The organism is Massilia frigida (assembly GCF_011682175.1).
Taxonomy (GTDB): domain Bacteria; phylum Pseudomonadota; class Gammaproteobacteria; order Burkholderiales; family Burkholderiaceae_D; genus Telluria_A; species Telluria_A frigida.
In genome coordinates this window covers 433,804-452,397 of sequence record NZ_WHJG01000001.1, presented here as the reverse complement: position 1 = coordinate 452,397, position 18,594 = coordinate 433,804, and the positions used below count along the sequence as shown (strand labels likewise).

The window sequence follows — 18,594 nt, the reverse complement described above, 5'->3', positions numbered from 1 at the left end:
GCTTATTTGCGCTTGAGCAATCCCTCGGCCGCATACAAGGCCAGCGCGCCCCAGATGATCGCAAAGCCGATCATGCGCTCCTGGGTGAAGGCTTCGTGGAACAGATAAATACCCAGGCTGAGCTGGATGGTCGGCCCGATGTATTGCAGCAATCCCAGCACCGACAGGGGAATCTTGCGCGCGCCACTGGCAAACAGCAGCAGCGGAATGGCGGTGATCGGTCCGGAGGCGATCAGCAGCCAGCGCGTGCTGTTCGAGGGGCTGTTCAAGAACGCGTTGTCGCCGCTCATGGTCAGCCAGACCACGAAGCCCAGCGCGAACGGGAACAGCAGCATGGTTTCGAACGACAAGCCTTCCAGCGCGCCCAGCGAGGCGGTCTTGCGCAGCAAGCCGTAACCGCCGAAGGAGGCCGCCAGCAGCAGCGCGATCCAGGGCATGCGCCCGGCCTGCCAGGTCAGCCACAGCACGCCGCAGGCGGCCAGCGCGATCGCCGTCCACTGGCCGATGCGCAGCCTTTCCTTGAGCACCAGGTAGCCCAGCATCACATTGAACAGGGGATTGATGAAGTAGCCCAGGCTCGCTTCGATCACATGGCCGCTGTTGACGGCCCAGATGTACAGCAGCCAGTTAAAACTGAGCAGCAGCGCGCTCAGGGCGAAGCTGGCCACCACGCGCGGTTGCTGGCGCAGCGCCCCCAGCCATTTCCACTGCTGGCGGAAGCTCAGTACGATCACCAGGAACATCAGCGACCACAGCACGCGGTGGCCCATGATCTGGGCCGGCGGCACTTCCTTGAGGGCATGGAAATACAAGGGAAACAGGCCCCAGCACAGGAAGGCCAGGGCGGCGGACAGGATGCCGGTACGCATGAGTGACAATCAGAGATTCATTGGATCAACATTATCTCGCAGATAGAGGAAGCTTGCCGGCCAGCGCCGATTCGCCGCCGATGCCTTTTTGCCATCGCGAACGCGTACCAGCGCCAGGCTCGTTTATCATCTCATCTTCAAAGCAAGAGAAATTCTTGCGGTAACTGGGGGTATGAATGATGCAACGAATTGTCCTTGCTTTTTGCCTGATCATCTTCTATTGTGCAATGCACCAAAACAAGAATACGGTGCAATCTTGACAGCGCAACACAAGAAGAGCAGCCTGGGGGCCCTGACCCTGGCCGCCATTGGTATCGTCTACGGCGATATCGGTACCAGTCCCCTGTACACCCTCAAAGCCGTGTTCCACGAGGATCATGGCCTGGTCCTGAACACTCCGAATATCCTTGGCATCATTTCCCTGATCTTCTGGGGGCTGACCCTGATCGTCTCGCTCAAGTATGTCGCGCTGATCCTGCGTGCCGACAACCGCGGCGAGGGCGGCATCATGGCGCTGATGGCGCTGGCGCTGAACTCGGTGACCAAGGCGTCCAAATGGTATTTCCCGCTGATGGTGCTGGGCGTGTTCGGCGCCACCATGTTCTATGGCGACAGCGTGATTACCCCCGCCATTTCGGTGCTCGGCGCGATCGAAGGCCTTGAGGTCGCCATTCCCGGGATTCCCAACTGGGTGGTGCTGCTCATTACCGCCATCGTGCTGGTGTGCCTGTATTCGGTGCAGCGGCGCGGCACGGCCGGCATCGGGCGCTGGTTCGGGCCGATCATGGTGCTCTGGTTCGCCGCCCTGGCGGCCATGGGCGTGGTCAATATCATCGAGGCGCCCCAGATCCTGGCCGCCCTCAATCCGCTGCACGCTTTCCGCTTCATGCTGGAAAACAAGTACACCGCCTTCATCGCGCTGGGCGCGGTGGTGCTGTCGCTGACCGGCGCCGAGGCGCTGTACGCCGACATGGGCCACTTCGGCAAGAAGCCGATCCGCGCGGCCTGGTTCCTGATCGCCTTTCCGGCGCTGGCGCTGAACTACATGGGCCAGGGCGCGCTGCTGATCATGCATCCCGAGCACGTGAGCAACCCCTTCTACAACCAGCTCGGCAGCTGGAGCATTTACCCGCTGGTGCTGCTCTCGACCATGGCCGCCGTGATCGCCTCGCAAGCGACCATTTCCGGCACCTTCTCGATGACCAAGCAAGCCATCGCGCTCGGCCTGATGCCGCGCATGCGCGTGCTGCACACCTCGGAAAGCGAAATTGGCCAGATCTACATCCCGGCCGTGAACTGGCTGCAACTGGTGGTGGTGCTGATCGGCGTGTTGATTTTCCAGTCCTCCGACGACATGGCCGGCGCCTACGGCATCGCGGTCACCGCCACCATGCTGTGCACCACCGTGCTGACCTTCTTCGTCACGCGCTACCGCTGGCACTTGCCGCTGGCGCTGTGCTTCGGCGCGACCGGCTTTTTCATCATCATGGACATCATGCTGTTCTCGTCGAGCACCTTGAAACTGTTCCATGGCGGCTGGTTCCCGCTGCTGCTGGGCGCGATCCTGTTTACCGGCATGATGACCTGGAAGCGCGGCCGCCAGCTGGTGTTCGAGAACCTGCAATCGCACGCCATTCCGCTCGACGAGTTCCTGCAGTCGCTGTTCGTGGCGCCGCCCACCCGCGTGTACGGTACCGCGATTTTCCTGCGCGGCGAAAGCGACGGCGTGCCGCACGCGCTGCTGCACAACCTGTCGCACAACAAGGTGCTGCACGAGCGCGTGGTATTCCTCACCGTGCACATGCTGGAAGAACCGTGGGTGCCGGCGGCCGAGCAGGCCAAGGTCACCGACCTGGGACACAATTGCTTCCAGATCAATGTGTTCTACGGCTTCAAGGATGAACCGGACATTCCCAAGGTGCTGTTCCAGTGCGCCGAGCTCGGCTTGCCGTTCGAGATGATGGAAACCTCCTTCTTCATCGCGCGCCAGACCGTCATTTCGGCGCCGGGCGGCGGCATGACGCCATGGCGCGAGCACCTGTTCGTGACCATGTCGCGCAATGCCCGCGGCGCCGCCGACTACTATCAGATTCCTCCCAACCGGGTGATCGAACTGGGTACCCAGGTCGAAATCTGATACAACTCAATACATAAACGCCACACTTTTGATGCGAGACGCATGCTGCGGTGACGGGCAACTACTGCTAAACTTTGGCAACTTTTTCCGTCACCGCTACAAGGATTCCATGAAACTCAAGCTTACCCTGACCGCCGCCTTCGTTGCCACCCTTGCCCTGACCGCTTGCGGCAGTTCCGATGACAGCCCGGTCCAGGTGCCGCCGATCACGGTCGTCACCAATCCGGCCACCCTGGTCAGCAAAGATACGGTGGTCGGCACCGGCGCTGAAGCCGCAGTCGGCAAGAAAGTCACCGTGAACTACAGCGGCTATCTCTACGATTCGAGCAAGCCCGACAATAAAGGCGCGAACTTCGAGACTTCCAAGGCGCCGGTGGAGTTTCCGCTGGCCACGGGCAGCTTGATCGAAGGCTGGGTCCAGGGCATCCCGGGCATGAAAGTGGGCGGCAAGCGCACCCTGTCGATTCCATCGTCCCTGGCGTACGGTCCGAACGGCAAGGGCACCATTCCAGGCAACGCCGGCCTGGTGTTCGACATCGAACTGGTTGGCGTCAAGTAAGTGTGCAGTGTGGCGTGCGCCGCGCCGGTGCTGAGCGCATCGGCGCGCGACTGATGCGCCTCAAATAAAGTGCGCAAAGTCGGCCGATGCTTGATCCTTTCACAGCCTGAAAGGATCAAGCCATGGTTGCACCTGCCTTCCTGTTTGCCCTCGCGCTGGCGCCGCTTGCCAGCGTTGCCGCGTCGCGCTATGCGCTCACGCCGCTGCCTCCCAATACCAATCCCCTCGGCATCAACAATGCCGGCCAGATCGTCGGCGACCATGCCAGCGAGGGCGGCCGGCGCGGCTTCGTCTGGTCGGGCGGCACCCTGGCCGCGATCGGCACCTTCGGCGGCCCCGACAGTTCGGCTGCCGCCATCAACCAGCACGGCCAGGCCACCGGCCATGCCAGCCTGCCGGGCGGGGAAGCGCGCGCCTTTCGCTACGCCGGCGGCAAGCTGGCCGCACTGGCCATTCCTGGCAGCACCAACAGCCTCGGCACCGCCATCAACGATGCCGGACTGGTGGCCGGGCAGTACCAGACCGGCACGCCGGCCTACCGGGCTTTCCTGTACAACGGCGCGGCCAGCACCGACCGCGCTACCCTGGGCGGCGACTTCGCCTACGCGGCCGGCATCAACACCGGCGGCCAGGTGGTCGGCGTGTCGGCGCTGGACGAGAGCTCGCCATTCCTGGCGCATGCCTTTCTGTACGCGAACGGCAAGATGAGCGACCTCGGCACCCTGGGCGGCAGCTACAGCGCCGCCGCCGCCATCAACGATGCCGGTACCGTGGTCGGCAATGCCTGGGTGCAGGGTAGCGCGCATGCCTTCGTGTATGCCAAGGGCAAGATGACCGACCTGGGCACCCTGGGCGGGCGGCGCAGCTACGCCAATGCGGTCAACCTGGGCGGCCAGGTGGTGGGCCGCTCCGACAGTCCCGGCGACGCCGGCTCGCTCGCCTTTTTGTACGAGGGCGCCGGGCTGATCGACATCAATACCCTGATCGATCCGGCGCTCGGCTACACCGTGCTCAACGCCACCGGCATCAACGACAGCGGCCAGATCGCCGCCTATGGTTGCCGCGCCGACGGTAGCGAGTGCGGCGGCCTGCTGTTGCAACCGGCGCCGGCACCCGAAGCGGCCACCTGGGCCATGTTGCTGGCCGGATTGGGCGTGCTCGGCTGGTGCCGCTTGCGCACCGGGCGCATGACATACCACAGGGTGTGCGGCGCCGTGGCGCGCACGATGGCAGCTTGTCCACTGTCGAGGAATCCGCCATGCCGACTTCCCTTCCTGTGTTTGCACTCGCGCTGCTGCTATCGGCCTCCGCCAGCGCCGCCATACCGGTCTACACCCTGACCGTCTTGCCTGACGCCATGAGTCCGGCCGGCATCAACAATGCCGGCCAGATCGTCGGCACCCGCCACGACCACGCCTACCTGTGGTCGGCCGGCGGCGGCACCGACCTCGGCACCCTGGGCGGCGCCAGCAGTACCGGCGCCGCGCTCAACCGCTTCGGCGACGTGACCGGCGGCGCGCTCACGGCCGATGGCGAAGAACACGCATTTATCTGCAGCAAGGGCGTGATGACCGACCTCGGCACCGTCGGCGGCGGCAAGGTGTCGCGCGGCACGGCGATCAACGACCTGGGCCAGGTGGCGGGCGATTTTCATGCGCCCGGCACTGGCTGGGGCGCTTTTGTACGGGAAGGCGGACAACTGCGCGACATCGGCAATCTCGGTGGCGCCAGCATCTGGGCTACCGGCATCAACAACGCCGGGCGCGTGGTGGGCAGCGCGCTGGCGCAGGGCGACATCCATCCGCCGCAGACCGCGTTTGTGTATGAAAACGGCGTCATGCGCGCTCTCAACTATTCGCCTTCGGGCATCAGCAGCGCCAACGCCGTCAACCAGCGTGGCCAGATCACCGGGACCGACTGGCACGGGCCGGAAGCCGCCTACCTGACCACCAACGGCATGACGCAGGTGCTGGGAAGCATGTACGGCCTGGGCGCCTGGGGCACCGCGCTCAACAACCGGGGCGAGGTGGTCGGCAACCTGGGCGGTGCGCTGCAAGTGCCTTCCTTTGCGTTTATCTACGCCAACGGCCACATGAGCGACCTGAACACGCTGATCGATCCCGCGCTCGGCTGGACCGTGTACAGCGCCGCCGGCATCAACGACCTGGGCCAGATCGCCGCCTACGGTTGCCACGACAGCGAAGGATGCGGCGGCTTGCTGCTGCAACTGGCACCGGTGCCCGAACCGGGTGCCTGGGCCATGCTGCTGGCCGGGCTGGGCATGCTCGGCTGGCGCCGCCTCAGCGCAGCATGTCGATGTGCATGATGCCGTCTTCGTCGTAGGGCGCGCTCACCGTCGTGAAGCCGAAGCTGGCGTAGAACGGTTCGAGGTGCTGCTGGGCGCCGATGCGGATGCGCTGGCCCGGATACTGGCGTTCGGCGCAGGCGATGCCCTCGGCCACCAGCGCGCGTCCGCTGCCGCCGCCGCGCGCGTCTTTGGTGGTGAGCACGCGCCCGAGCGACATTTCATCGTACTTCACGCCGGGGGCGAGGCAGCGCAAATACGCCGCCAGCACGCGCGCGCCGTCGACCGTGCGCCAGCCAAGCAGGTGGTGCGCGCCCTGGTCGTAGCCATCGAGGTCCGGATACAGGCAAGTCTGCTCCAGGATGAACACATCCTGGCGGCTGGCCATCACCGCATACAGATCGGCGCCGGACAGCGCGTCGAAGTGGCGCCATTCCCAATCGATGGGTGCTTTCATCATGGCGGCATCCGGTGCGGCCTGCGGGTGTTGGGTCATGGAGACTCTTTCATCGTTCTAGTTAGCGGTTTCAAAACCTTCGAGGACATTCACGACATTGATGCCGATCTCGTTGACCGCATAGCCGCCCTCGAATACAAACGCGGTCGGCAGGCCGGTGTGCGCAATGCGTTCGCCGATGCGCAAAAAGTCGCTGCTGTGCAGCGCGAAGGACGACAGCGGATCGCCCGCGAAGGTATCGACGCCGAGCGACACCACCAGCGCATCCGGCGCGAAGCTGGCCAGCTTGACGCAGGCCGATTCCAGCGCCAGGAACCACTGCGCCGGCGTCGATCCGGCCGCCAGCGGCAGGTTCATGTTGTAGCCCTTGCCCTCGGCGTCGCCGGTCTCGCTGGCGTGGCCCAGGTAGAACGGATACTCGGTGCGCGGATCGGCGTGGATCGAGATGAACAGCACATCGTTGCGGCCATAAAAAATGCTCTGGGTGCCGTTGCCGTGGTGGTAGTCGATATCGAGGATCGCGACCCTCTTGGCGCCGTCGTCGAGCAGGTGCTGGGCCGCCAGCGCGGCATTGTTCAGGAAGCAGTAGCCGCCGAAAAAATCGGCGCCCGCATGGTGTCCGGGAGGGCGGGTCAGCGCGAAGGTGCCGCGTTCGCCCAGGCGCAGCGCGTGGGCGGCGTTGACCGCGCAGTCGGCCCCGGTCTTGGCCGCGATCCAGGTGCCGGCGGTAAGCGGCGTGCCGCTGTCCATCGAATACAGGCCCATGCGCGCGGCAAAATTATCGGGCTCGATATCGGTGCGCATGCCGCGAATCGGCCACACCGACGGAAACGCATCCTTGTCGGCGTTCGCTTCGTCGAGCGCGACCCACTCGCTCCAGGCGTTGCGCAAAAAATGCAGGTAGCGCGGGGTGTGGATGCGTTCCAGCGAGACCAGCGACACGCCGTGCGGCGTAACCACCTTGCCCAGGCCGCGCCGCTCGAATTCGGCCAGCACCATGTCGACCCGCTCCGGTTTTTCGAAGCACGGCACCAGCGCGCCACGGAACATTTCGTGGCGCCCGCGGTGCTGGGCATGGTGCTCGTTATAGAAGGTCAGCACGCTCTGTTACCGTCTCAGTCGCCGCACAATGTGCTGCTGTTGTAGGCGGCGACGAACGCGTCGAAGTCGCCGCTCTGGGTCTGCTCGATGATGAGCTGTTCGGCCAGCGAGGCGGCCGCCATCCCGTCGAACAGCGCCGCTTCGGCCGGCATCAGCGGACTGTCGCGGAATGCCGCCGCATGCAGCTCGCTCTGGCGCAGGCCGAATGCGGCCGCGGACCCGAGGGCGCGCACTTCATCGAGCACGCGCGCCGATGGCGTGAGCGCCGGGTTGGCGATCTTGGCGCGCTGCGCGGCCAGCGAGGCCGCATGCACGCCATCTTCGTTGTGCTGGCTGTCGAGCAGCGCCGCGACCGGGGCGATGCGCTCGATCAGTTCATTGGCCCAGTCCTTCAGCGCAATCTCGTCGCCATGGCGCGTCAGGGTCAGGCCGGGACGGCGTCCCTCCTTGACGGTACGCGCGAAATTGCGGGCGTGCACCTGGCTTTCCATCTGGTTGATCAGCGGGCTGTCGTCGAGGGCGCAGAACAGCAGGAAGGCATCCATGAAGCGCCCCGTTTCGACGCTGATGCCGATCGCCTCGAACGGATCGACGTCCAGGCAGCGCACTTCGATGTACTGCACGCCGCGCTTGCACAGCGCCTGCACCGGACGCTCGCCGGTGCGGATCACGCGTTTCGGCCGGATCGTCGAATAGTATTCGTTCTCGATCTGCAGCACGTTGGTCGACAGCTGGATCCACTCGCCATCGCGCTTGGTGCCGAGCGACTCGTACGGCTTGTACGGACGGTTCACCGCGTCCATCAGCGTGGTGACGTAGCTCTCCAGCGAATTTTCGTGCGGCGTCAGGCCCGATTGCGCGTCGTTCTGGTAACCGAGGTCGCTCATGCGCAGGCTGGTCGCATACGGCAGGTACAGGGTGTCGCTTGAGAGTGTTTCGAGCTGGTGTTCGCGTCCGCGCAGGAAGCCCGTGGACAGCGCCGGCGAGGCCCCGAACAGGTACATCAGCAGCCAGCTGTAGCGGCGGAAGTTGCGGATCAGGGCGATGTAGCTTTCGGACTGGAAGTCGCGCACGGCGCAGCGCCGTTCCTCGGCAACGCCTTCGCTGTTTGAAAACAGCTGGAACATCTGCTCCGGCAGCGAGTAGTTGTAGTGGATGCCGGCGATGCACTGCATCGCTTTCCCGTAGCGCAGCGCCAGGCCGCGCCGGTACACGTGTTTCAGCATGCCGATGTTCGAGGTGCCGTACCAGGCGATGTCGATGTCGGCTTCGTCGGGCAGCTCGCACGGCATCGATTCGCTCCACAGCATTTCGTCACCCAGCTTGGTGTAGGCGTAGCGGTGGATGGCGTCGAGCTTGTGCAGGGTGGTGCCGATGTCGTTTTCCGCCGGCGTGATGAATTCAAGCAGGGCTTCGGCGTAGTCGGTGGTGATCTGCGGGTGGGTCAGTGCGGCGCCCAGCGCTTGCGGGTGCGGGGTGCGCGCCAGGCGTCCGGCGCGGTCCACGCGCAGCGTTTCGCGCTCGATGCCGCGCAGGCCCTGGCCCAGCAGGGCGCGGTGTTCATCATCGTCGAGCAGGGCCAGGCGGCGGGTCAGTTGGTTCGACACGGTGAATCCTTTCTTGTACTGCCAAATAGGTAAGTGCTGCGAGATTAACCGAAATCCGGCGAGCGCGCCTGAGGCGCCGGTTTGCGGCGCCAATTCTGCTGGGATGGGACGTGATTTTTCCGACAAGGCTTATTTTATATGCAATGCAGGGGCGACGCGCGGGGGCGCATCAGGCGCCTACGACGCCGGTTTTCTGGCCGCCGCGATCCATGCGTCGACCTGCTGTTCGAGCAGCGCCAGGGTGAGTGGTCCGTTATCGAGCACCACGCTGTGAAAGCGCCGGATATCGAATTTGTCGCCCAGCGCCGCCTGCGCCTTGTCGCGCAGGGCGCGGATTTTCAGCTGTCCGATCTTGTAGCCGAGCGCCTGTCCCGGCCAGGCGATATAGCGGTCCACTTCCAGCTCGTTGTCGGACGGCGCGTTGGCGGTGTTGGCGTTCATGTAGTCGATCGCCTGCTGGCGCGTCCAGCCCTGGGTGTGGATGCCGGTATCGACCACCAGCCGCACCGCGCGGAACATGTCGGCGTTGAGGTGGCCGAAGGCCGAAAACGCTTCCTTGAAAAAGCCCAGCTCCGGCCCGAGCGACTCCGCATACAGGGCCCAGCCTTCGCCGTAGGCGGCGTGCCAGCCATGGCGGCGAAAGGCCGGCAGGTCGGCCATGTCGGCGGCGCGCGCCACCTGCAGGTGGTGGCCGGGCAGCGCTTCGTGCAGGGCCAGCGTTTCCATCTCCCATATCGGACGCGTCTCCAGCAGCGCGGTGTTGACCACGAAGGCCGCCGGACGCTCGGCGTTGCCGGCCTCGTACCAGGCCGCGCCCTGTTTGTCGGTGCCCGGCCCGGAGGCCGCCTTGACCAGCACTTCCTGCGTGGGCACGGCCGCGAACAGCTTGGGCATGGCCGCGCCGGCGCGCGCGATGATGCGCCGGTAGCGCGCCAGCAGCGGGTCGGCACTGGTGTAGAACAGGCGCGGGTCGGTATTGGCGAACACGATGAACTGGGCGAAGCTGCCGGCAAAACCGGTGCGCGCGATTGCCGCCGCCATCTCGGTGCGCAGGCGCGCCACTTCCTTCAGGCCGAGCGCGTGGATGTCGGCCGGGGCCATCTCGATGGTGGTCTGGCGCATCACCGCCAGCAGGTAGTAATCGAGCCCGGACGGCAGCGCGCTGGCCGCGATCGACTCGCGCGCGGCCGGCAGATACTCGTTGCGGAGGAATTCTTCCAGCTCCTGTAGCGCCGGCGCCACGCGGTTGCGCAGCGCCGCGGGACCGGCCAGCGCCAGGGCGTCGCGCACCGGCTTGTCGATGCTGGCCGGGATCTGGCGGAACGGCAGGCCCAGTGCACCGTCAACTGCGTTTTCGCGCAGTTGCCTGAGGATGGACGGCACGCCGCGCACCGCTACCTTCGGCGCGACCCAGCCGGTGCGCATCCCTTCGCGCAATTGTTCGATCAGGCCGGACACGTGGGCCGGCACCGCGTCCAGGCGCGCCAGGTAGTTGCGGTAGTTGGTCTCGGTGGCGAACGGCATCTGCGCGGCCAGTTGCGCAAGCGTGAGGTGGATGCCGGCCCAGGAACTGATTGGCTGCGCCTGGAACGGGTACAGCGCGGCCGCCTTGACCGCCTGCTCCTTCTCCCACACGAACAGGTCGTAGGACAGCTGCTGCTGGCCGGTGAGTTTGTCGCGTTCGATCTGCCTGGCCTGTTCGAGCATCTTGCGCTGGTGCGCATTGGCTGCCCGGCTGGCGGCCAGGGTGGTGTCGCTCAGGGTGGCGTCGTAGCGGTAGTCGCCCACGGTGGTGGCGTATTCGGGCTGGTTTTGCAGGCGCCACTGCCAGTCGCTGTCGAACAGGGCGCGCGCCTGCTGGTCCGGCGTGAGGCGCTCGGGCGTGACGGCCGGTCCCGCGCCGGCGGCCAGCGGGGCAAGCATCAGGACACAGATGGCGATCAGTTTGCGCATCGGGTCATTTTAGCAAAGGCGCTGGTACGCACGCGGCACGGCACAATTCAGGCGGCGCGCCCTTGTCCTGCCGCCTGGCCACCGCTGACTCTTTCGATGCCGCTCAGGTCGCGCCAGCTCTGGACCCCGGTGTAGCCGCCGCCGGCCAGCAGGGCACGCACCCGGGCCGCCTGGTCGTAGCCATGCTCCATCAGCAGCCAGCCTTGCGGCGCCAGATGGCGCGGCGCGCCGGCCACGATGGTGCGCAGGGCCGACAGGCCATCGGCATGGTCGGTCAGCGCGCCCACCGGCTCGAAGCGCAAATCGCCCTGGCCCAGGTGGACGTCGCCGTTGGCGATGTAGGGGGGATTGGAGACGATCAGGTCGAACGATTCGCCCTCGATGGCGGTGAACCAGTCGCTGTGCACGAAGCGCACGGCGGCGCGGTTGGCGCCAGCGTTGGCGCGCGCCACCTCGAGTGCGGCGGCGCTGACGTCGAGGGCGGTGACGCCGGCATCGGGCCGGGTGTGGGCCACGGCCACCGCGATGGCGCCGCTGCCGGTCCCCATGTCGAGCATGCGGCCGCGCACGGGCAGGCGTTCGAGCGCCAGTTCGACCAGCAGTTCCGTGTCGGGACGGGGAATCAGCACCGCCTCGCTGACGGCAAAATCGAGGCCGTAGAATTCGCGCCGGCCGACGATGTAGGCAATCGGCTCGCCTTGCAGGCGCCGTTCGACCAGCGCGCTCAAGGTGGCCGCCTCGGATGCGGTGAGCACGCGTTCGGACTGGGTGATCAGGCCGATGCGCGTGATGTCCAGCGCATGGCAGGCCAGGATGCGGTTTTCCAGCGGGTCGAGCGGCAGCAGTGCCTGCAGCGCGCCGACCCGGGTCCCGGCGCTGATCGTCAGCGCCATCAGCGGTTGCTGCGGCGTGCCAGTACGAACAGCAGCGAGGCGCTGATGATGGCCAGCCACAGCGCCGACCATTGCGGGATGGTCAGGCCAAGCAGGGTGTCGACCGCATCTTCGCACAAGCCGTCGGCCTCGAAGATCCATGGCAGGTAAATCGCGGTCGGGACTTTATTGAGCATGGTCTGCAGCGGATCGATGCCGCACGAGCTGCCCGGATGGGCCAGCACCCACAGCTGCTTGCCGGCGTAGAACAGGCCGGTCAGCGAACCGGCCAGCCCGAAGAAGCTCCACAGCTTGAACTGCCTGGCCGACGCCGCCGCCAGGCAGATCAGCCCACAGAAGAAGAAGGCGTAGCGCTGGATCACGCACAGCGGGCATGGCAGCATGTTCTTGTAGTGTTGCAGGTACAGCGCCGCGCCAAGCAGGGCGAAGCAGATGGCGGAGAGTGACATCAGGATCGTGCGGTTATTTGGCATCGGATAAGTCCTAGAAGTGTTTTTATTGGCGTCTCTTGACATGCGGCGTGGGTACGCCGCATGCGCAGTCTACAACGGACAGCTTACCAACTGCTTAATCGCCCAGCGCCGCCAGCAATTCGGCCTGGTGTTCGGCGGCCAGCGCGTTGGTCAGTTCGGTCAATTCTCCATCCATGATGAAGTCGAGTTTATACAAGGTCAGGTTGATGCGGTGGTCGGTCATGCGGCCCTGCGGGAAATTATAAGTGCGAATCCGCTCGCTGCGGTCGCCCGAGCCGATCAGGCTTTTGCGGGTGGCCGCTTCCTTCGATTGCTGCTCGCGCAGCTGCACGTCCTTGATGCGCGCGGCCAGCACCTTCAGCGCCGACGCCTTGTTCTTGTGCTGGCTGCGGTCGTCCTGGCATTCGACCACGATCCCGGTCGGCAGGTGGGTGATGCGCACCGCCGAATCGGTCTTGTTGATGTGCTGCCCGCCGGCGCCCGAGGCGCGGTAGGTATCGATGCGCAGGTCGGCCGGGTTGATGTTGACGTCTTCGACTTCGTCCGCTTCCGGCATCACCGCCACCGTGCAGGCCGAGGTGTGGATGCGGCCCTGCGTTTCGGTGGCCGGCACGCGCTGCACGCGGTGGCCGCCCGACTCGAACTTGAGCTTGGAGTAGGCGCCGTTGCCGATCAGGCGCACGATCACTTCGCGGTAGCCGCCCAGGTCGGAGACCGATTCCGATACCGTCTCGACCTGCCAGCGATTGCGCTCGGCGAAGCGCACGTACATGCGCAGCAGGTCGCCCGCGAACAGGGCCGACTCGTCGCCGCCGGTGCCGGCGCGGATTTCGAGGAAGATGTTGCGCTCGTCGTTGACGTCTTTCGGCAGCAGCATCTTTTGCAGGTCCTGCTCCAGCTGCGCCACGCGCCCCTTGGCGCCTTCGATTTCTTCCTGCGCGAAGTCCTTCATGTCGGGATCGGCCAGCATGTCCTGCGCTTCGGCGATATCGTTCTGGGCCTGCTGGTACTGCTTGAACAGCGCCACCAGCGGACCGATTTCGGCGTGCTCGCGCGTCATCTTGCGGTAGGCGTCCATGTTCGAGGTCGCGCCTTCGCTCATGAGCAATTCGTCAAGTTCGACAAGACGGTTGGCCAGTTGATCCAGCTTGGCCAGCATCGATGGTTTCATAGGGTGCTCGGGTAGGGTAAAAAGAACGGCCGCGCGGCTGCGGCGCGGCACACACGGCGATGGCTGGGGCGCTAACGGCGGCCGCGGAACAATTGCGGCAGCAAGGTCGCGAGGCGGGCGCGCTCGTCGCCCTGGGCGCGGTGCAGCGCCTGCTGCGGGCCGTGCAGGAACTTGGCGGTCAAGCCCTTGGACAGGGCGTCGAGCACGGCCTCGACATCGTCGCCGCGCGCCAGCATTTTCTTGGCGCGTTCAAGTTCGAACAGGCGCATCGCTTCGCTGTTTTCCTGCAGGTCCTGGATCACCGGCACCATAGCGCGGTCGTCGATCCAGTGCATGAACGATTGCACGCGCGTTTCGATGATGGCCTCGGCCTGGGCCACGGCGGCCTGGCGGCTCTCCAGCCCGGTCTGGACCACCTGGCCAAGGTCGTCGACGGTGTACAGGAACACGTCGTCGAGGCGGCCGACTTCGGGCTCGATATCGCGCGGCACGGCCAGGTCGACCATGAACATGGGCTTGTGGCGGCGCGCCTTGATCGCGCGCTCGACCAGGCCCAGGCCGATCAGCGGCAGCGAGGAGGCGGTGCACGAGATGACGATATCGAACTGCGCCAGCTGCTCGGGCAGCGCGGCCAGGCGGATCGCCTTGCCGTTGAAGCGGTGCGCCAGCGTTTCGCCGCGCTCCATGGTGCGGTTGGCGATGGTGATGTTTTTCGGGTTCTGGGCCGCGAAGTGGGTGGCGCACAACTCGATCATTTCGCCGGCGCCGATGAACAGCACGTTCTGGTCGGAGATCTTGTCGAAGATGCGCTGCGACAGGCGCACCGCGGCGGCCGCCATCGATACGCTGTGGGCGCCGATTTCGGTGGTGCTGCGCACTTCCTTGGCCACCGAGAAGCTGCGCTGGAACAGCTGGTGCAGATAGGTGCCCAGGCCGCCGGCTTCGTCGGCCAGGCGCATCGCGTCTTTCATCTGGCCGAGAATCTGCGGCTCGCCCAGCACCATGGAGTCGAGCCCTGACGCGACCCGGAATGCATGACGCACGGCGGCATCGTGCGGCAGCATGTACAGGTGCGGGCGCAGTTCGGCGAAGTTGAGCTTGTGGTAATCGGCCAGGAAGTGGGCGCTGGCGTCGAGCGGATTGGCGATGTCGCTGGCGGCGTACATCTCGGTGCGGTTGCAGGTCGAGAGGATCGCCGCTTCGTCGCCGCCACGCGCATCGATGCGGGCAAACCAGCCACGCGCCGCCTGCACCGCCTGGCCGAGCTGGTCAGGCGCAAGCGCCAGCTGCTCGCGAAGCGAGACCGGTGCGGTGGTGTGATTGAGGCCGACGGCGAGCAGTTGCATGGCTTTATAGGGTACGGTTTATGCCGTCATTATACCGTGATGTGTCAATGGCCTACCGAAAGGAGGGTTTTTTGGTGCAGGACGGCAACGAGGTCGGGCGCCGAAGCGGGACCCCGGGGGCTTGTTGCCGGGTGTTCATGAGGGCGCTAACTGAACTATTCGCGACGATATTGGTCTACAAATAACAAACCCGCCGGAAGGCGGGTTTGTCGGGAATTGGGGTGGCCCCAGGGAACTGGGGCCTAAATCCTACCTAGTGTCATCACCAGTAAGGGGGGCTGGGAGAGGACATTCCTAGGGCTGCCACCAAATCATAGCACCATGTGCCCAAAAATCAAGCAGCTGTCGACATACACCGGCGCGCGCTTGAGGGCTATTTTTCACGCCCCCAGTTTTTCCAGCCGGTACCCATAGCTGTACACCGGCACCAGCCGGAAGCCATTTTCCGGCCGCAACTGCAATTTGTTTCTAACGCGCGACACATGGGTATCCATGGTGCGCGAGGGCACCGCCGTTTCCCGGATCCACACCGCTTCATGGATATACGCGCGCGACAGCGGCCGGCCGATATTCCGAAAAAACAACAGTGCCAGGTAGAATTCCTTGTGCGTGACCTCGATCACGTTGCCGTCCATGAGCAGGCGTCCCGGCCGGGTTTCGAAAATATACGGTCCGAACTGCAGTTGTTCGGCCCCGTTCTGGGCCGGATAGGCGCGCCGCAGCAGTGCCTGCACGCGCGCCACCAGTTCGCCGCGGCGCAGCGGCTTGACCATGTAATCGTCGGCCCCGGCGCTGATGCCGGCCACGATGTCATCCTCGGCCGAGCTGCTGGTAAGGAACATCATCGGCGTGCTGGCCGGCAGCTTTTCCTTGGCCCGGCGCAGCACTTCGGTGCCGCTCATGTCGGCCACCTGCCAGTCGAGAATGAGCATGTCGACGCTGTCTTTACGTAGCTGTCCCAGCAAATCCTTCCCACTGTCAAACGACTGGCAGACGTGTCCAGCGGAGGTAAGGACCTGACATATCAGGTCTGCCTGGCTGCGGTCATTGTCTAGGACGGCAATTCTCATGGTGGCGTGTCGAACGTAAAAACGTGTTGTAGGTGGAGTCCTACCAGTGCAGATGAATAGTTACTCTGAATATAACAGACTTTTACAAAGCGCCACTAAATTGGAATACATTAATTTACACCCGGCAACGAACTGATCTGTCGTGCCATGCCCCCGTTTGATAACACGGTACACTGGAAAAACGCCGATTTCAATCGACATTTTAAGTCTTGACGGAAATTTACATGCGGAAAGGAAAACCATGAACGTCGATTCGACACCGATTCCGGGCAATCCGGAAGCAATTTTGCAAATCCGCGAAGAATGCCGCCGCATGGTGCGCAACCGCGCCGCCGTCTCGGCCGGCGTGTCGGCGCTGCCGGTACCGGGGCTGGACGTGATGTCCGACCTGTCGATGCTGAGCGGCCTGGTCAACGATGTCAACGCGGCCTTCGGCCTCTCCGCCGAGCAGGTCGAGCACTTGCAGCCGGCCTACAAGCGCATCGTCTACGGGGCGGCGGCGGGCGTGGGCGGGATGATGGTGGGGAAATTGATCACGCGCCAGATAGCGCTGCAATTGCTCAAGCGTACCGGGCTGAAGGTGTTTGCCAAGTCGGCCGCGCGCTTCGTGCCGCTGGCCGGACAGGTCGCATCGGCGGCGATCGGGTTTACCGTGTTTCGCAAGCTCGGCTACGCTCACGTGGAAGCCTGCACCACGGTGGCGCAGCAATTGCTGGCGGCGCGCGCCGGCTAGCCGATCGCGCCGCGCGCTCCCGCGCCGGCGGCAGCGGCGGCCTTAATTATCCGGCAGCACCACGTTCACTTCGAGCACTTCCAGGTTGCCCTGGCGGTCCAGCGACAACTTGATGTCGTCCGGGTTGACGCGGGTGTACTTCGAGATCACTTCAAGCAGTTCGCGGTGCAGCGCCGGCAGGAAGTCCGGGCCGGTGCGGTGACCGCGTTCGCGCGCGATGATGATCTGCAGGCGCTCCTTGGCCGCCGTGGCGCTCTTCGGCTTGGAGGGGAACAGGAATGAAAGCAGGGCCATGTCACTTCACTCCGAAGATGCGCTGGAATATGCCTGGTTTTTCATAGGTGGTAAAGCGCAGCGGCAAGTCCTCGCCGAGGAAGCGCGACACCACGTCCTCGTAAGCCTCGGCCACGTCGGTGCCCTTGAAATGAATCGCAGGATTGCCCTGGTTCGATGCGTGCAGCACCGATTCGGACTCGGGAATGATGCCGATCAGCGGAATGCGCAGGATTTCCTGCACGTCCTGGTAGGACAGCATTTCGTCGTTCTCGACCCGCTTGGGCGAGTAGCGCGTGATGAGCAGGTGTTCCTTGACCGGCTCGGCGCCGGTCTGGGCGCGGCGCGACTTGGCCTGGATGATGCCGAGGATGCGGTCCGAATCGCGCACCGACGACACTTCCGGATTGGTCACGATGATCGCTTCGTCGGCGAAGGTGAGCGCCATCAGCGCGCCATGCTCGATGCCGGCGGGCGAGTCGCACACGATGTACTCGAAACCCATGTTGATCAGGTCGTGCAGCACGCGTTCGACGCCTTCTTCGGACAATGCATCCTTGTCGCGCGTCTGCGAGGCCGGCAGGATGAACAGGTTGTCGCAATGCTTGTCCTTGATCAGCGCCTGGTTGAGCGAGGCTTCGCCATTGATGACGTTGATCAAGTCGTAGACCACGCGCCGTTCGCAACCCATGATCAGGTCGAGATTGCGCAGGCCCACGTCGAAGTCGAGCACGGCGGTCTTGTGGCCGCGCGTGGCCAGGCCGGTGGAAAAGCTGGCGCTGGAGGTCGTCTTGCCGACGCCACCCTTGCCGGAAGTCACAACAATAATTCGTGCCACAGGGGGTCCTTTTTTCGTATCTGGTATTTAAACGCGGGAGGCGGGGCTGATCGACAGTATATCGATTCGGTCGCCGATCAAGCGGATTTGGGTCGGCTGGCGCGCCAGCTGGGGCGCAAAGCCTTCTTCAAAGGTGCGGTACACGCCGGCGATCGAGACCAGCTCGGGCTGCATCGCCATGGCGAAGATGCGCGCATCCGCATTGCCCGAGGCACCGGCCAGCGCGCGCCCGAACAGCGAGGCGTAGATATGGATGCTGCCGTCGGCGATGATCTCGGCGCCGTTGTTGACCACCGCCGTGACGATCAGGTCGCAGCCGCGCGCATACACGCGCTGGCCGGCCCGCACCGGGGTATCGATGATCATGGTGCCGGGCGTGACGATGGCGCTGGCCGGGGCTGGCGCCGGCGCGGCCGGCACGGGGGCCGCCGCTTCCGCGCGTTCCTTGGCGCCGCTGGCGCCGTCGTCGAGCGAGAGGCCGCGCGCGCGGATCGCGTCGTGCATGGCGGCCGGTGCGCCGCGCACGGCCACCGCGTTCAAGTGGTATTTCCTGAGCAAGGTCACCATCTTGTCCCAGTCGATGCGCGGCGCGCTCTCGGCCAGGGCGCTGATATCGATCACCGCGAATTCGTCTTCGAAGAAATCGGCCGAGCCGCCCGTCATCTGCTTGAGTGCCGCGTCGATCGCCAGCGGGTCGGCCGAATACAGAATCGTGGAGATCGCCACCACGGTGGAAATCTTGATTTCAATAGGCAGTTGGGACGGGCTTTTGAGCATAGACGAGTCGTGAGGGATGGGCGGATCACCGC

At 64.7% G+C, this 18,594-nt stretch carries 18 protein-coding genes; 5 read left to right on the top strand and 13 right to left on the bottom strand.

Features of this window, described 5'->3' with window-relative positions; translation table 11 throughout:
• Positions 1-2: 2 nt before the first annotated feature.
• A complete protein-coding gene (gene rarD / locus F2P44_RS02070) occupies positions 3-869 on the bottom strand; it encodes an EamA family transporter RarD (protein WP_167084678.1) in 867 nt (288 codons plus the stop codon).
• 256 nt (positions 870-1,125) lie between these two features.
• On the opposite strand from rarD, the gene F2P44_RS02065 reads away from it, so the two are divergent.
• The 4 genes from F2P44_RS02065 (at position 1,126) to F2P44_RS02050 (ending at position 5,891) form a co-directional block, all read left to right on the top strand.
• Positions 1,126-3,006 carry a potassium transporter Kup gene (locus F2P44_RS02065; RefSeq protein ID WP_167084544.1) on the top strand — a complete coding sequence of 627 codons (1,881 nt, stop codon included), beginning with the start codon at positions 1,126-1,128 and terminating at the stop codon, positions 3,004-3,006.
• Positions 3,007-3,115: 109 nt separating this feature from the next.
• Positions 3,116-3,565: an FKBP-type peptidyl-prolyl cis-trans isomerase gene (locus F2P44_RS02060; protein WP_167084542.1), complete on the top strand. Its 450-nt coding sequence runs from the start codon at positions 3,116-3,118 to the stop codon at positions 3,563-3,565.
• A gap of 122 nt (positions 3,566-3,687) precedes the next feature.
• Complete coding sequence (locus F2P44_RS02055; protein WP_167084540.1) at positions 3,688-4,905, top strand: PEP-CTERM sorting domain-containing protein; 1,218 nt, start codon at positions 3,688-3,690, stop codon at positions 4,903-4,905.
• Complete coding sequence (locus tag F2P44_RS02050) at positions 4,824-5,891, top strand: PEP-CTERM sorting domain-containing protein (RefSeq protein WP_167084538.1); 1,068 nt, start codon at positions 4,824-4,826, stop codon at positions 5,889-5,891. Before F2P44_RS02055 ends, F2P44_RS02050 begins: the two co-directional genes overlap by 82 nt.
• Here the strand turns inward: F2P44_RS02050 and F2P44_RS02045 are convergent.
• The 9 genes from F2P44_RS02045 to F2P44_RS02005 form a co-directional block, all read right to left on the bottom strand.
• On the bottom strand, positions 5,866-6,327 hold the full coding sequence (locus F2P44_RS02045; protein WP_167084677.1) for a GNAT family N-acetyltransferase: 462 nt from the start codon (positions 6,325-6,327) through the stop codon (positions 5,866-5,868). The genes F2P44_RS02050 and F2P44_RS02045 overlap by 26 nt on opposite strands.
• 57 nt (positions 6,328-6,384) lie before the next feature.
• On the bottom strand, positions 6,385-7,428 hold the full coding sequence (locus F2P44_RS02040; RefSeq protein WP_167084536.1) for a histone deacetylase family protein: 1,044 nt from the start codon (positions 7,426-7,428) through the stop codon (positions 6,385-6,387).
• A gap of 14 nt (positions 7,429-7,442) precedes the next feature.
• Positions 7,443-9,035 (bottom strand): glutamate--cysteine ligase, encoded by a 1,593-nt coding sequence (gshA, locus tag F2P44_RS02035; protein ID WP_167084534.1) that lies wholly within the window; start codon positions 9,033-9,035, stop codon positions 7,443-7,445.
• Between the two features lie 177 nt (positions 9,036-9,212).
• A complete protein-coding gene (locus F2P44_RS02030) occupies positions 9,213-10,988 on the bottom strand; it encodes a DUF885 domain-containing protein (protein ID WP_167084532.1) in 1,776 nt (591 codons plus the stop codon).
• A 47-nt stretch (positions 10,989-11,035) separates the two neighbouring features.
• Positions 11,036-11,881, bottom strand: coding sequence for a peptide chain release factor N(5)-glutamine methyltransferase (gene prmC, locus F2P44_RS02025; protein ID WP_167084530.1), 846 nt, complete (start codon positions 11,879-11,881; stop codon positions 11,036-11,038).
• Positions 11,881-12,354, bottom strand: coding sequence for a disulfide bond formation protein B (locus tag F2P44_RS02020; RefSeq protein ID WP_167084528.1), 474 nt, complete (start codon positions 12,352-12,354; stop codon positions 11,881-11,883). Before F2P44_RS02020 ends, prmC begins: the two co-directional genes overlap by 1 nt.
• 94 nt (positions 12,355-12,448) lie before the next feature.
• Complete coding sequence (gene prfA, locus F2P44_RS02015) at positions 12,449-13,525, bottom strand: peptide chain release factor 1 (RefSeq protein WP_167084526.1); 1,077 nt, start codon at positions 13,523-13,525, stop codon at positions 12,449-12,451.
• Positions 13,526-13,596: 71 nt separating this feature from the next.
• Positions 13,597-14,871, bottom strand: coding sequence for a glutamyl-tRNA reductase (gene hemA, locus F2P44_RS02010; RefSeq protein ID WP_167084524.1), 1,275 nt, complete (start codon positions 14,869-14,871; stop codon positions 13,597-13,599).
• Positions 14,872-15,251: 380 nt separating this feature from the next.
• Positions 15,252-15,941, bottom strand: a complete 690-nt coding sequence (locus F2P44_RS02005) for a response regulator transcription factor (protein ID WP_167084522.1) — start codon at positions 15,939-15,941, stop codon at positions 15,252-15,254.
• A gap of 241 nt (positions 15,942-16,182) precedes the next feature.
• On the opposite strand from F2P44_RS02005, the gene F2P44_RS02000 reads away from it, so the two are divergent.
• On the top strand, positions 16,183-16,674 hold the full coding sequence (locus F2P44_RS02000; protein ID WP_167084520.1) for a hypothetical protein: 492 nt from the start codon (positions 16,183-16,185) through the stop codon (positions 16,672-16,674).
• Between the two features lie 42 nt (positions 16,675-16,716).
• Here F2P44_RS02000 and minE read toward each other — a convergent pair whose 3' ends face one another.
• The 3 genes from minE to minC are packed head-to-tail and all read right to left on the bottom strand — an operon-like array spanning position 16,717 to position 18,562.
• Positions 16,717-16,968 (bottom strand): cell division topological specificity factor MinE, encoded by a 252-nt coding sequence (gene minE, locus F2P44_RS01995; RefSeq protein ID WP_167084518.1) that lies wholly within the window; start codon positions 16,966-16,968, stop codon positions 16,717-16,719.
• Between the two features lies 1 nt (position 16,969).
• Positions 16,970-17,785, bottom strand: a complete 816-nt coding sequence (gene minD / locus F2P44_RS01990) for a septum site-determining protein MinD (RefSeq protein ID WP_167084516.1) — start codon at positions 17,783-17,785, stop codon at positions 16,970-16,972.
• 27 nt (positions 17,786-17,812) lie between these two features.
• A complete protein-coding gene (minC, locus tag F2P44_RS01985) occupies positions 17,813-18,562 on the bottom strand; it encodes a septum site-determining protein MinC (protein WP_167084514.1) in 750 nt (249 codons plus the stop codon).
• Between the last annotated feature and the right edge of the window lie 32 nt (positions 18,563-18,594).

Coding starts and splice junctions, on each gene's coding strand:
- minE (WP_167084518.1), bottom strand. CDS start 16,968: ATGGCCCTGCTTTCATTCCTGTTCCCCTCCAAGCCGAAGAGCGCCACG.
- F2P44_RS02050 (WP_167084538.1), top strand. CDS start 4,824: ATGCCGACTTCCCTTCCTGTGTTTGCACTCGCGCTGCTGCTATCGGCC.
- F2P44_RS02020 (WP_167084528.1), bottom strand. CDS start 12,354: ATGCCAAATAACCGCACGATCCTGATGTCACTCTCCGCCATCTGCTTC.
- hemA (WP_167084524.1), bottom strand. CDS start 14,871: ATGCAACTGCTCGCCGTCGGCCTCAATCACACCACCGCACCGGTCTCG.
- rarD (WP_167084678.1), bottom strand. CDS start 869: ATGCGTACCGGCATCCTGTCCGCCGCCCTGGCCTTCCTGTGCTGGGGC.
- F2P44_RS02030 (WP_167084532.1), bottom strand. CDS start 10,988: ATGCGCAAACTGATCGCCATCTGTGTCCTGATGCTTGCCCCGCTGGCC.
- prmC (WP_167084530.1), bottom strand. CDS start 11,881: ATGGCGCTGACGATCAGCGCCGGGACCCGGGTCGGCGCGCTGCAGGCA.
- prfA (WP_167084526.1), bottom strand. CDS start 13,525: ATGAAACCATCGATGCTGGCCAAGCTGGATCAACTGGCCAACCGTCTT.
- F2P44_RS02000 (WP_167084520.1), top strand. CDS start 16,183: ATGAACGTCGATTCGACACCGATTCCGGGCAATCCGGAAGCAATTTTG.
- F2P44_RS02045 (WP_167084677.1), bottom strand. CDS start 6,327: ATGAAAGCACCCATCGATTGGGAATGGCGCCACTTCGACGCGCTGTCC.
- minC (WP_167084514.1), bottom strand. CDS start 18,562: ATGCTCAAAAGCCCGTCCCAACTGCCTATTGAAATCAAGATTTCCACC.
- F2P44_RS02055 (WP_167084540.1), top strand. CDS start 3,688: ATGGTTGCACCTGCCTTCCTGTTTGCCCTCGCGCTGGCGCCGCTTGCC.
- F2P44_RS02005 (WP_167084522.1), bottom strand. CDS start 15,941: ATGAGAATTGCCGTCCTAGACAATGACCGCAGCCAGGCAGACCTGATA.
- F2P44_RS02060 (WP_167084542.1), top strand. CDS start 3,116: ATGAAACTCAAGCTTACCCTGACCGCCGCCTTCGTTGCCACCCTTGCC.